This window comes from Gemmatimonas sp., assembly GCF_041689975.1.
Classification (GTDB): domain Bacteria; phylum Gemmatimonadota; class Gemmatimonadetes; order Gemmatimonadales; family Gemmatimonadaceae; genus Gemmatimonas.
Genome location: NZ_JBDNFF010000064.1, coordinates 41761 through 53693, shown reverse-complemented (window position 1 = coordinate 53693; position 11933 = coordinate 41761). Strand labels below are relative to the sequence as shown.

General features: G+C 64.6%; 11 protein-coding genes. 5 read left to right on the top strand and 6 right to left on the bottom strand.

Features of this window, described 5'->3' with window-relative positions; genetic code table 11:
• Positions 1–41: 41 nt before the first annotated feature.
• Positions 42–791 (top strand): A/G-specific adenine glycosylase, encoded by a 750-nt coding sequence (locus ACESNG_RS04915; RefSeq protein ID WP_373063683.1) that lies wholly within the window; start codon positions 42–44, stop codon positions 789–791.
• On the opposite strand, the gene ACESNG_RS04910 is transcribed toward ACESNG_RS04915, so the two are convergent.
• The 6 genes from ACESNG_RS04910 to mtnA form a co-directional block, all read right to left on the bottom strand.
• Positions 788–1399, bottom strand: a complete 612-nt coding sequence (locus tag ACESNG_RS04910; RefSeq protein WP_373063685.1) for a zinc ribbon domain-containing protein — start codon at positions 1397–1399, stop codon at positions 788–790. The two genes, ACESNG_RS04915 and ACESNG_RS04910, sit on opposite strands and share 4 nt — an antisense overlap.
• Positions 1399–2061: a cytochrome c-type biogenesis protein CcmH gene (locus ACESNG_RS04905; protein WP_373068034.1), complete on the bottom strand. Its 663-nt coding sequence runs from the start codon at positions 2059–2061 to the stop codon at positions 1399–1401. Before ACESNG_RS04905 ends, ACESNG_RS04910 begins: the two co-directional genes overlap by 1 nt.
• Complete coding sequence (locus ACESNG_RS04900) at positions 2061–4097, bottom strand: heme lyase CcmF/NrfE family subunit (RefSeq protein ID WP_373063687.1); 2037 nt, start codon at positions 4095–4097, stop codon at positions 2061–2063. Before ACESNG_RS04900 ends, ACESNG_RS04905 begins: the two co-directional genes overlap by 1 nt.
• A gap of 33 nt (positions 4098–4130) precedes the next feature.
• Positions 4131–4586 (bottom strand): cytochrome c maturation protein CcmE, encoded by a 456-nt coding sequence (locus ACESNG_RS04895; RefSeq protein ID WP_373063689.1) that lies wholly within the window; start codon positions 4584–4586, stop codon positions 4131–4133.
• A 106-nt stretch (positions 4587–4692) separates the two neighbouring features.
• A complete protein-coding gene (glpK, locus tag ACESNG_RS04890; protein WP_373063691.1) occupies positions 4693–6174 on the bottom strand; it encodes a glycerol kinase GlpK in 1482 nt (493 codons plus the stop codon).
• Positions 6171–7181, bottom strand: a complete 1011-nt coding sequence (gene mtnA, locus ACESNG_RS04885) for an S-methyl-5-thioribose-1-phosphate isomerase (protein ID WP_373063693.1) — start codon at positions 7179–7181, stop codon at positions 6171–6173. The genes glpK and mtnA overlap by 4 nt, the downstream gene beginning before the upstream one ends.
• Positions 7182–7284: 103 nt before the next feature.
• Between mtnA and ACESNG_RS04880 the strand changes: the two genes are divergently transcribed.
• The 4 genes from ACESNG_RS04880 to gyrB all read left to right on the top strand — a co-directional run bounded on the left by ACESNG_RS04880 (position 7285) and on the right by gyrB (position 11665).
• Complete coding sequence (locus ACESNG_RS04880; RefSeq protein ID WP_373068030.1) at positions 7285–8064, top strand: enoyl-CoA hydratase/isomerase family protein; 780 nt, start codon at positions 7285–7287, stop codon at positions 8062–8064.
• Between the two features lie 13 nt (positions 8065–8077).
• Positions 8078–9238: a DNA replication/repair protein RecF gene (recF, locus tag ACESNG_RS04875; RefSeq protein ID WP_373063697.1), complete on the top strand. Its 1161-nt coding sequence runs from the start codon at positions 8078–8080 to the stop codon at positions 9236–9238.
• Positions 9235–9549, top strand: coding sequence for a DUF721 domain-containing protein (locus ACESNG_RS04870; RefSeq protein WP_373063699.1), 315 nt, complete (start codon positions 9235–9237; stop codon positions 9547–9549). Before recF ends, ACESNG_RS04870 begins: the two co-directional genes overlap by 4 nt.
• A gap of 151 nt (positions 9550–9700) precedes the next feature.
• Positions 9701–11665, top strand: coding sequence for a DNA topoisomerase (ATP-hydrolyzing) subunit B (gene gyrB, locus ACESNG_RS04865; RefSeq protein ID WP_373063701.1), 1965 nt, complete (start codon positions 9701–9703; stop codon positions 11663–11665).
• Positions 11666–11933: the final 268 nt, after the last annotated feature.

Here is an 11933-nt window from a genome sequence, read left to right as displayed (position 1 = left end):
GTTTTGTTCTTTCGCGTGTCGCACCGCTAGGTTTTTGCCCGATGGCAAAAAAACGTCCTGCCCCGATCGACCTCACGGTCGCGCCCGATGCCGCCACGGCTTTTCGTCGGCGGCTGCACGCGTGGTTCAAGAGGCACTCGCGCGACCTGCCTTGGCGACAGACACGGGATCCGTACCGGATCCTCGTATCGGAGCTGATGCTCCAGCAGACACAGGTCTCGCGAGTGCTCGATTTTTACGGGCGCTTTCTCGACCGCTTCCCCGATCTGTATTCGCTGGCCAGCGCGCGACCGAAGAAGGTGATGGAAGCATGGCAGGGGCTCGGCTACTACGCCCGCGCGAGGAACCTGCACGCGCTGGCGAAGCATGTCACGACCGAGCAGGATGGTGTGATTCCGAGCGAACCGATCGCGCTGCGTGAGTTGCCAGGCGTGGGTGCCTATACAGCCGGCGCAGTGGCGTCGTTCGCGTACGAGAGGCGCGCGGCATTGGTGGACACGAACGTCGCCCGGGTGCTGCAGCGCGTGTTCGCTCCGCATCTGCATCCGAAGTCCGGACCGGGGCTGAAGCAGTTGTGGCTGATCGCCGAGCAGCTCTTACCGCGCACGGGCAAGACCACGTGGACGCACAATCAGGCGCTGATGGAGCTCGGGGCGCTGGTGTGCACGGCCCGCGTTCCGCGCTGCGGGATCTGCCCCGTGAAGACAGGCTGCGCGACGTTTCCCCTCCTCGAGGCCAAAGCGTCCAGCAAAGCCGACGCGCCGCCCACCCGAAAGGGCAAGATGTTCTAGGCCGCCGCCAGCTGATCGCCGCATCCGCTGCAGAATCGCGACCCCACAAGGTCGACACTGGTGCCGCATTTGGAGCACGCGCCGGGAAGAAAGCGTCCGCAGCTCGAGCAGTACGTCGCATCGGGCTCGGGCCGCGGCCCACAGACGCCGCACGAACGCTGATTGTCGCGCGCCCAACGGATTGCCGCCTCCACCGGGTCGGAGGCGTCAGCCAGGCTTGAATCCGCCACCACGACCTGTCTGGCAACGGCACCAGCAGCTGATGCCTCGCGCGCGTCCGACGCGCGCAGCTCGGCCAAGGCCTCTCGCGTGTAGCGCGCCTTCAGCTCCGCATAATCGCTGTCCGACAGCTTTCCCGTTTCGCGGTCGAATTCGATTTCGCGAAGGGCAGCCACGGCACCGTCCAGCTGTTCTTCCGCGCGGCCGGACCGCTTGGCGCGCGCGGCCTTCACGCGCGCCGCTTCTGTCGCGGCTCTTTTCTCATCGTCGGCTCGCACTTCGACCTCACCGCTGAGTAGCGGCGAGAGTACCAACGTGAGCGCCCCGAGTGCCAGTACCGTCCCCAGCACCAGCGGAACAGAACCTTCCGGCAACGCGACGAGCGTCATCAACGATCCTCCCGGAGTGCGGCCTCGAGGCGCGCCAATTCATCGGGCGTGGCATTGATCGACGCGTCGAGCTTTACCGGCTCCGAGGCACGCTTCGCTGCGGCCACGTCGGCGTTGCGACGCCAGCCACGCAGTAACACACCGATCGCCACCGCACCGAGAGCGATGGCCGCGAAGGGCGCGAACCACGCGAGCAGATTGAAACCCTGCTTGCGAGGCTGCATGAGAATGAAATCGCCGTACGTTTGCGTCATCGCCGCCATGATTTCGTCGGCGGTGTGCCCGCCGTCGACCAAGCGCTGAATGTCGCCGTGCACAGCCGGAGAAATACCACAGTTGAAGTCCGTCGTGCGACACGTGTAGATGTCGAGCGTGCACGGACACGGACAGGCGAGGTTGCGCTCGAATGCTTCGAGCTGCTTCTCATCCATCTGCTTCACGGCATTCGGCTTCGCCGGCCGTACCACCGGCTTGTACGAATCCGACGTCATCTCCTCGCCACCGGGCGCCGTCGCGGCTTGCGGCGTCGCGGCATCCTGCGCCCAGCCCGTGCGCGCCAGCAGCAGCGATCCCGCCACGACCACCGCGGCCGAGCCGGCGCGGGTGAGGAACAGACGGCGGCTCGAGTGCAACGAATCACGCGCCGACGTACCGGACACCATCACGCGCCCGCCCCTACCAGTGTCAACGTCGACTCCGACGGCAGCTCGGCCACGTAGCCCCCCTCGCGCTCGGCGCGCACCGCCTGCGGCCACATCACGATCAGTCCACCGAACGCCATGATGATGCCGCCGAACCATACCCACCACACGAGCGGGTTGAAGTTGATGTGAATCGCTGCCGTTTCGCGGTCGACTGCGCCGGTGAACACGAGATACACATCCTGCTTCGGCGATTCGAGAATACCGACTTCCGTGGACGGCTCGAAGGTCGGCTCACCGGCCGCGTTCACGTGCTGACGCTTTTCGCTGGATAGGATGCCCATGTTCTTGCCGTCGCGCGTCACGTTGAACGACGCGGCCACCACCCGACGATTGAGCTGCTCGAACGACGAGATGCCCTGACTCGTGAACACCCACTCGCTGCCGTAGGCGTCTTTCGCCTTGACCGACTCACCGGCTTTCAGCGTGGCGGTGAGGTCCTTCTTGAACATCAGGCCGGCAAACGCGCAGAACAGAATGGCGACACCGAAGTGCACGATGTAGCCGCCGTATCGACGACGGTTGCGGCCGACCAGTCGCATCGAGGCGCTGAACAGACCTTCGCCGTACATGCGACGACGGGCGTCGATGCCTTTCACGAACTCCTGAATAATCGTGCCGAACACGAAGCCGGCCAGCAGATACGACACCAGCGCATACATCTGGCGCATGCCCAGCGCAAACAGCACCGTGAAGGTGACGACGCCGGAAATCACGGGCCACGTGAACTGGCGCTTGAGGTTCGTCGTCGACGCCCGACGCCATGCGATGAGTGGACCAATGCCGGTGAGTGCCAGCAGGAGCAGGCCGAGCGGACCGTTTACTGCATTGAAGAACGGCGGACCGACCGTGATCTTGTCACCCTTCACCCACTCGCTGAGGATCGGGAAGAGCACGCCCCACAGTGTGGCGAAGCAAATGCCGATCAGCACCAGATTGTTGTACAGGAAGGCGGCCTCGCGGCTCACCATGCTTTCCAGCTCGGCATTCGCCTGCAGATCGTTCAGGCGCGTGGACACGAGATATGCCGTGGCCACCGCCGCTCCGATGAGAAAGACCAGGAACCAGTCGCCCACCGGGGACTGCGCAAACGCGTGCACGCTCTCGATGATGCCGCTGCGCGTGATGAACGTGCCGAGGATCGTGAGCAGGAACGACATCGCCACCAGTGTGACGTTCCACTTGCGCAGCATGCCGCGTTTTTCCTGGATCATGATGCTGTGCAGGAACGCGGTGATCGTGAGCCACGGCAGGAACGACGAGTTCTCGACGGCGTCCCACGCCCAGTAGCCGGCCCAGCCGAGCTCCACGTACGCCCACCACATGCCGAGCACGATGCCGATGGTGAGGAAGAACCACGACAGCAAGGCCCAGCGACGGACAGCGCCCAGCCACTGCGCGTCGAGCTGGCGCGTGACGAGGGCACCGATGGCGAACGCGAACGGGATCGCCGTGCCGACCAACCCCAGATAGAGCATGGGCGGATGGATCGCCATGCCTGGATTCTGCAGCTGCGGATTCATGCCGCGGCCTTCGGGCGGGATCCAGTCGAGTCGCTCGTACGGATTGGCGCCGAAGCACATCGTCATCAGGAAGAACAGGCAGATGATGCCCAAGGTCCCGGTGACGTACGGCATCATGGCGCGATTCGTCTTTCGGTTCGAGAAGACCGCGATCGCCGAATACGCGGTCAGGATCAGCGCCCAGAAGAGCATCGACCCCGACTGTCCGGCCCAGAAGGCCGTGAAGGTATAGATCTTGGGGAGGTTCGTGCTCGTATACGAGGCAACGAACTTGATCGAGAAGTCATGCATGAAGAGCGCGGTCCAGAGTCCAATGGACGCGAGCAGGGTGAACCCGAACGTCGCGTACAACGCGCGCTCACCACTCTTCACCAGATCGGGGCGCCCCTGCAGGCCCCCGGAGAACGACACGGTGGTCGTCCAGGCCGCCATCAGGAGGGCGACCCAGAGCGACAGCTCACCTACGAGAATCATGTTGCCTCGCGCTCACGCGCAGGCGCGCAACAGCTAGGCGCGCGGGGTTGCCGGCATGCCCGGCTTGTAGCCGGGCGTATCCGGGTACTTATCGGGAGCGTTCTCGTAGCGCGACGCGCACTTGGCCAGCAAGATCGTGGACTGGAACGTCCCGTTGGCATCGAGTCGGCCTTCGACCACGACATCGACCCCATCGGTGAACGTGTCGGGCACGATGCCAGTGTGCTTCACGTCGTACGTTTTGGTACCGTCGGTCATCTTGAAGGCGACCGACCGGCCGGACGGCTCTCGCACGATGGTGCCGCTGACAACGCGGGCACCGATCTTCACACCGTTCTTCACGAAGCGCGGGTTCTCCGACACTTTGCTCGCGAGCTCAGTTGGCGTGAGATAATACGTAGCCGTCTCGTCGATCGAGCTGGCCATCAGATAACTGGCCGTGCTGACCACCAGCACGCCACCCAACAGAAATTTGTTTCGAGCTTTCACGGGACCCGTCCTCGTCGTTCGGAAGGTGTTCGAAAAAGATAGCGGTGGGACGGTCAGGCGTCACCCGTCTGGTCAACGACGTCGCGAAGGCCACAGTGCCCGGACATCAGGGTGCCCGATCGGAATCGCGAGCCCAGGTCAGTGCCCCGCGCACCGCGCGACGCCATCCTGCATATCCTGCGGTCGCGGTCGCGTCATCAGTTGGGGTGAACCGTGTGAATTGCCGCCCAGCCAGAAACTCGTCCCCATTAGCCCAGAGCCCAGCGGCCAGGCCGGCCAGCCCCGCCGCGCCCATGGCCGTGGTCTCCACGATGTCCGGGCGCTCCACCGGCACCCCGAGCACATCGGCCTGGAACTGCATGAGCCAGTCGTTGGCGGTGGCGCCGCCGTCGACCCGGAGTTTGTCGAACGGGACACCACCCTGAGTACGCATATCCCCCAGCACATCGTTGGTAGCGTAGGCCATCGCCTCGAGGGCGGCGCGGGCAAAGTGCGCGCGGGTGGTGCCGCGCGTGATGCCGAAGATGGTTCCTCGGGCGTTGGGCTCCCAGTCGGGAGCGCCCAGCCCCACCAATGCCGGTACGAAGTAGACGCCCTCATTGTTTGCGAGCGACCGCGCCAATCGCTCCGTCTCGCGGCTTTCGGCAATGATCCCGAGCCCGTCACGCAACCACTGCACCGCGGCGCCGGCAATGAAAATGGACGCCTCGAGCGCATACACCGGCGCTCCGCGCTCATCACAGGCAATCGTGGTGAGCAGACCGGTGGCACCCGGCGGACGCACACGGCCGGTATTCAGCAGCAGGAAGGCTCCGGTGCCGTAGGTATTCTTGCCACAACCGGTGTGCCAGCCGCCCTGCCCGAAGAGGGCCGCCTGCTGATCGCCGGCGATGCCCATGATGGGAATTTCGAGACCGAACACGGAGGGAACGGCGGTGCCGATGTACCCGCTCGATGGCACGATCTGCGGCAGCATGTTGGTCGGCACGTCGAACAGGGCGCACAGCTCGGGCGACCAGGCGTGCGTGCCAAGGTCGTAGAGCATCGTGCGCGACGCGTTCGTATGATCGGTCACATGCGACGCGCCGCCGGTGAGATGCCACACCAACCAGCTGTCGATCGTGCCCGCCGCCAGTTCGCCGCGCGCCGCGCGCTCGCGCATTCCCGGCTGCTGTAACAACCATTCGAGCTTCGTGGCGCTGAAGTACGGGTCGGTCACGAGTCCCGTTTTCTCGGCGATCATTTTCGACTGTGGGGCGAGCTCGAGACAGCGATCGGCGGTGCGACGATCCTGCCACACAATGGCGCGATGCACGGCGCGGCCGGTCGCGCGCTCCCACACGACGATCGTTTCGCGCTGATTCGTGAGGCCGATGGCGATGGGGTCCACGCCGGCGTCGGCGATCGCCTCACGGGCGGCGGCGACGGTGCGATCGAGAATCTCGTGCGCGTCGTGCTCCACCCATCCCGGCGTCGGATAGTGCTGCGTGATTTCGCGGTACGCGCGCCCGAGGATGCGTCCGTTCTGCCCGACGACGAGACAGGTCGTGCCGGTGGTGCCTTGATCGATGGCGAGTACGCACGTCATACGCCGGTGACTCCGGAAAAGGGCGGCTTCACGAAGCCGCGATCGGTGAGGTATCCGCTGATCAGCTCGTGCGGTGTCACGTCGAACGCGGGATTCCATACCCGCGCGCCAACGGGAAGGTCGCCCAGCTCGTCGGGGGGTCGATGTTCGATCTCGATGTCGGCACCGGTTTGGGTGGCCGGATCGATCGTACTCCACGGCGCGGCCACGTAGAACGGTATGCCGTGGGCGCGCGCAGCGAGGGCCACGCCGTAGGTGCCGATCTTATTGGCGACATCGCCGTTGGCCGTGATCCGGTCGGCACCAACGATTACCAGATCGACGGCGCCGCTCCGCAGTAATGACGCGGCCGCGCCATCGGGCAGTACGGTGACCGGTATTCCGGCGCGTTGCAGTTCCCATGCGGTCAATCGGGCGCCCTGACGCAGTGGGCGCGTTTCGTCGGCATAGACATGCACCCGGCGCCCTTCACGATGCGCCAGGTGCACCGGCGCCAAGGCGGTACCGATGCCGGCGGTCGCCAGCAAGCCGGCGTTGCAGTGGGTGAGCACCCGCGCCCCGTCGGGAACGATGTCGAGACCGAATCGGCCGATCGCGTCGCACATGGCGACGTCCTCGGCCCGAATGGCTTCGGCGTCCGCCCGCAGTGCTGTCAGCAAACGGTCGTCTCCCACCGCTGCCGCGACGGCCAGCAGTCGCCCCACAGCCCACGAGAGATTTACGGCGGTGGGGCGCGAAGCGATGAGCCGTACGGCGTGGCCCATCAGAACCGCTCGAGCGCGCGCCCCACAGCCTTCGCTCTCATGCTCTAGGGCAACGACCAGCCCGATCGCGGCGGCCACGCCGATGGCGGGCGCGCCGCGAACGGCGAGGGTGCAAATCGCGTCGATCACCTCGTCGAGCGTGACGAGGTCCCGCATCACCTCGGCGCCGGGGAGATGACGTTGATCAAGAATGCGGAGGGCGCGATGGTCCGGGGACCAGCCGACGGCGACGAGGGGAAGCACGGGCCAAACGTAGCAGGCCGGAGCGTTCGCGGCAGCGTCGGCGGCAGCGTGGCGTATAGATTTCATCGTTCCCACAGGCCACCCCGCTCCGCACCCGTCCGCCATGTCCTATCAGTTCCTGACGTTCGACGTCTCCGACCGTATCGCCACGATCACGGTCAACCGTCCTGACAAGCTGAACGCCCTCAACGACGCCACGATCGCCGAACTTGGGCATGCCATCGATGAGGCCAACGCGCGCGATGATGTGGGCGCGGTGCTGCTCACCGGCGCCGGCCGAGCCTTCGTGGCGGGCGCCGATATTTCAGAGCTGGAAAGTCAGTCGCCGTTGGAAGCCCGGCGTCGCGCCCGGGCGGGTCAGGTGATTTTCCGTCGCTATGAAACGAGCCCCAAGCCTACGATCGCGGCGATCAACGGCTTTGCGCTCGGCGGCGGTTGCGAACTGGCGATGGCGTGCCACATGCGCGTCGCGAGCGAGAAGGCCAAGCTGGGTCAGCCGGAAGCGAAGCTTGGCATCGTGCCGGGCTACGGAGGCACGCAGCGACTGCCCCGTCTGATCGGCCGTGGCGCGGCGCTCCGCCTGCTGCTTACCGGCGACATGATCGACGCCGCCGAAGCGCACCGGCTCGGTCTGGTTGATCAGCTTACGAAGCCCGACGAGCTGATCGCCACGGTGCGTGCCCTGCTCACCACGATGCTGGCCAACGCGCCGCTGGCGATCGCTGGCTGTATCGAAGCGGTGAACCGCGGCCAGGACGTGCCGTTGGAAGAAGGTTGCACGATCGAGTCCGACTTCTTCGGATTGCTGTCCAGCACCGCCGACATGAAGGAAGGGATGCGCGCGTTCCTCGAGAAGCGCCCTCCCCAGTTCACCGGGCGCTGATCGCGCCGACGACGTGCTCGCCCGACTGATCGCCAAGGACTACCGCAACTTCACGCAGCTCGACCTCGAGATTCCCTCGACCGGGCTCGTGGTGATTGGCGAGAACGGGCACGGCAAGACCAACTTGCTCGAAGCGGTCGCGTATCTCGCGCTGCTGCGCTCGTTCCGCGGCGGGCGGGATGCCGACGTGGTGCGCTTCGGTGCGCCGGCATTTCATGTGCGCGCCGAACTGAAGCCGCCGTCGGCTTTCAACGTGGTCACCGTCGGTTTCGAGCGCAGCACGCGACGCAAGCGCGCCACGCTCGACGGCGTGGAGCAACCACGACTCACCAATGCGCTCGGTGCGGTGCCGTCGGTGGAATTCTCACCGGCCGATGTGGCGCTGGTGGCCGGCGGGCCGAGTGAGCGTCGGCACTATCTCGACGTGATGCTCGCGCTGTCGTCGCGGGCATACTTGCAGGCGCTGCAGGTGTACCGCAGCGCCCTGCTGCGACGCAACGCCGCGCTCCGGACGGCTCAGCGCGACGGCGCACGCAGTAGCGAGCACGAGGCACGGGTCAGTGTGTGGGAGCCGGCGATGGCGGAGCACGGCGGCTTCGTGGCTGCCACACGGCACGCCTTCGTGCGCGACCACGCGGCGCGATTTACGCAGCTCTCAGCCGCGATCGGTGAGCGTCAGACCGTGATGATGAAATACGCCGCGACCGGCGGCGCGTCATCGGACGAACAGCTCACCAGTGCCGACGCGCAGGCCGAGGGTTATCGGCGCGCGTACGCACAGCAGCGCACGCAGGAGCTGCGTCGCGGCATCACGCTGGTCGGGCCGCACCGAGATGATCTGCAGCTGCTCTTGGGCGGCCGCGATTTGCGTACGTTCGGATCGGCCGGGCAACAGCGTAGTGCCGCAATCGCGCTGCGTCTGCTGGAGCTGACCACGCTGCGTGACGCCGTGGGCTATCCGCCACTGCTGCTCCTCGACGACCCCTTCGCCGAACTCGATCTTGGGCGCGCGGGGCGTGTGCTGGCATTGCTGGAAGACGCCGGTGCCTCGCAGGTGCTGTTGGCGGTCCCACGCGTGGAAGACATTCCGGCGGCGTTCACCCGTCTCGAACAGCGGTCCATGTGCGACGGCGCGCTGCAGCCGTTGGTGCGGAACCTCGTGAGTCACGCATGAGCACCGATCCGAAGAAACGTGCGCCCGCCAAACTCGGCGATGTGCTCGCGTCGGTGTTGCAGCATGCGGGCCTGACCGATCGGGTGGCGCAGGCGGCGGTGATCCCGGAATGGCCGTCGCTGGTTGGATCGCAGATCGCGACCGTGACGGAGCCGCTGCTGCTGCAGCAGGACGGCACGCTGGTGGTGATGGTGAAAACCCACGCCTGGATGCAGGAGCTGACGTTCCTGGAGCCCGAACTGCTGCGGTCGCTGAACCGGGACCCGTCGCGCCCGCCGGTCACCAAGCTTCGCTGGATGCTGCAGCGCTGAGCCCGCTCCGCTCGCAAACCGTTCACCGACAACGACTTGCGATATAAAAGCAGAGTTGCTTGCCGAGGCGGTATTGAGTACATTCAGGGGTTGTGTTTGCAGGCCAGTGGAAAGGCCGCAGCAGTTCATTTCTTCGGGACATCCCCACCCCATGGCGAATAGCAGCGAACAGCCCGAGAACGGGTACGGCGCAAACAGCATCACCGTTCTCAAGGGGCTCGAAGCGGTCCGCAAGCGCCCCGGCATGTACATCGGGTCCACGTCGGCGCGCGGCCTTCACCACCTCGTGTACGAAGTGGTGGACAACTCGATCGACGAAGCGTTGGCCGGCCATGCCGACCGTGTGTTCGTGACGATTCACGAAGACGACTCCATCTCCGTTGAAGACAACGGTCGTGGTATCCCCGTGGACATGCACCCGATCGAGAAGATGCCGGGTGTCGAGCTTGCCATGACGGTGCTGCATGCCGGCGGCAAGTTCGACAAGGAAAGTTACAAAGTGTCCGGCGGTCTCCACGGTGTGGGCGTGTCGGTGGTGAACGCGCTGTCGAAGCAGCTCAAGGTGTGGATCAAGCGCGACGGCAAGGAGCATTACATGGACTTCGCGCGTGGCATCACGCAGACGAAGCTCAAGGTGCTACGCAGCGTGGCGGCGAAGGAGACGGGCACGCGCGTCTGGTTCAAGCCCGATGCGGAGATCTTTCAGGAAACGCTGCGCTACGAGTGGGTTACACTCGCCAGCCGTCTCCGTGAACTCGCGTATCTGAACAAAGGTATTCAGATCACGATGCGTGACGAGCGCCCCGACGAAATGAAGGACGGTCAGGCCCGCGAGGAAGTGTTCTTTGCGCGTGGCGGCCTCAAGGAGTTCGTGACGTATCTGATCGGCAACAAGAAGCCGTTGCACCAGGACGTGGTCTACATCGACACGACGCGTGACGACATCGGTATCGAGATGGCGCTGCAGTACAACGACAGCTACGCCGAAAACGTGTTCTCGTTCGTGAACAACATCAACACGCACGAAGGCGGCACGCACCTTACCGGCTTCAAGAGCGCGCTGACGTTGGTCGTCAACAAGTACATCCAGGAAAAGTCGACACTCAACAAGAAGGACAAGGAAACGCGCTTGTCCGGCGACGACGTGCGTGAAGGCCTGACCGCGGTGCTGTCGGTGAAGGTGCTGGAGCCGCAGTTCGAGGGTCAGACCAAGACCAAGCTCGGCAACTCGGAAGTGGAAGGCGCGGTGCGCAGCGTGATGAACGAACTGCTCACGCAATACCTCGACGAGCATCCGAAGTCGGCCAACATCATCATCGACAAGGCGATGTCGGCGGCGCGTGCCCGTGAAGCGGCGCGCAAGGCGCGCGACCTTACGCGCAAGAAGTCGGCGCTCGACGTGGCCAACCTGCCCGGCAAGCTCGCCGACTGCTCACTCTCCGATCCCGCGCTCTGCGAGATCTATCTGGTGGAGGGTGACTCGGCCGGCGGTTCTGCCAAGCAGGGACGCAAGCGCGACTTCCAGGCGATTCTACCATTGCGTGGTAAAATCATCAATGTTGAAAAGGCGCGCTTCGACAAGGTGCTCAACAACGAGGAAATCCGGACGATCATCACGGCGATCGGCACCGGCATCAAAGAAGAGTTCGACCTCGCGAAGACGCGCTACCACAAGATCATCATCATGACCGACGCCGACGTGGACGGCGCGCACATTCGCACGCTGCTGCTCACGTTCTTCTTCCGTCAGATGCCGGAGCTGATCGACGCCGGCTACATGTACATCGCCCAGCCGCCCCTGTATCGCGTGGCCAAGGGCAAGGAAGAGTACTACGCCTACACCGAGAAGGAACGCGACGGATACGTAGAGCGTCTCGGTGGTCCGGAAGGGCGCGGCAACGTGAACATCCAGCGCTACAAGGGTCTCGGGGAAATGAACCCCGACCAGCTCTGGAAGACGACGATGGATCCGGAAACGCGCACGATGTTCCGCGTGACGATGGACGACGCCGTGCTCGCCGACCAGACGTTCCAGACGCTGATGGGCGACGAAGTCGAACCGCGACGGTTGTTCATCGAAGCGAATGCGAGATTTGTGACGAATCTCGACGTCTAGGCCGCGGGATTGGTGGTAGGGCGGGACTCACGTGAGTCGTGGGTTTTGAGTTGAAGTCTGGAGTTGTGAGTTTTCACTCGCGACCCGGAACTTTTACTCATCACCCACGGCTCACTGTTGTTTTACTGGGCAAATGGATTTGACAACCGTACATCCGTCAAAAACGTGGTGTCGGTCAATGTCCCGAGGAAAGCCATCAGGGACGCGCGTTCGGCGATGCTGCGCGCAACGACGGCGATTTGAAGCGGCCGGTGCGTTCATCCCAGCG

Excerpts from the sequence above, each read along its gene's own strand:
- ACESNG_RS04915 (WP_373063683.1), top strand. The coding sequence starts at position 42 with ATGGCAAAAAAACGTCCTGCCCCGATCGACCTCACGGTCGCGCCCGAT.
- ACESNG_RS04910 (WP_373063685.1), bottom strand. The coding sequence starts at position 1,399 with ATGACGCTCGTCGCGTTGCCGGAAGGTTCTGTTCCGCTGGTGCTGGGG.
- ACESNG_RS04905 (WP_373068034.1), bottom strand. The coding sequence starts at position 2,061 with ATGGTGTCCGGTACGTCGGCGCGTGATTCGTTGCACTCGAGCCGCCGT.
- ACESNG_RS04900 (WP_373063687.1), bottom strand. The coding sequence starts at position 4,097 with ATGATTCTCGTAGGTGAGCTGTCGCTCTGGGTCGCCCTCCTGATGGCG.
- glpK (WP_373063691.1), bottom strand. The coding sequence starts at position 6,174 with ATGACGTGCGTACTCGCCATCGATCAAGGCACCACCGGCACGACCTGT.
- ACESNG_RS04880 (WP_373068030.1), top strand. The coding sequence starts at position 7,285 with ATGTCCTATCAGTTCCTGACGTTCGACGTCTCCGACCGTATCGCCACG.
- ACESNG_RS04870 (WP_373063699.1), top strand. The coding sequence starts at position 9,235 with ATGAGCACCGATCCGAAGAAACGTGCGCCCGCCAAACTCGGCGATGTG.
- gyrB (WP_373063701.1), top strand. The coding sequence starts at position 9,701 with ATGGCGAATAGCAGCGAACAGCCCGAGAACGGGTACGGCGCAAACAGC.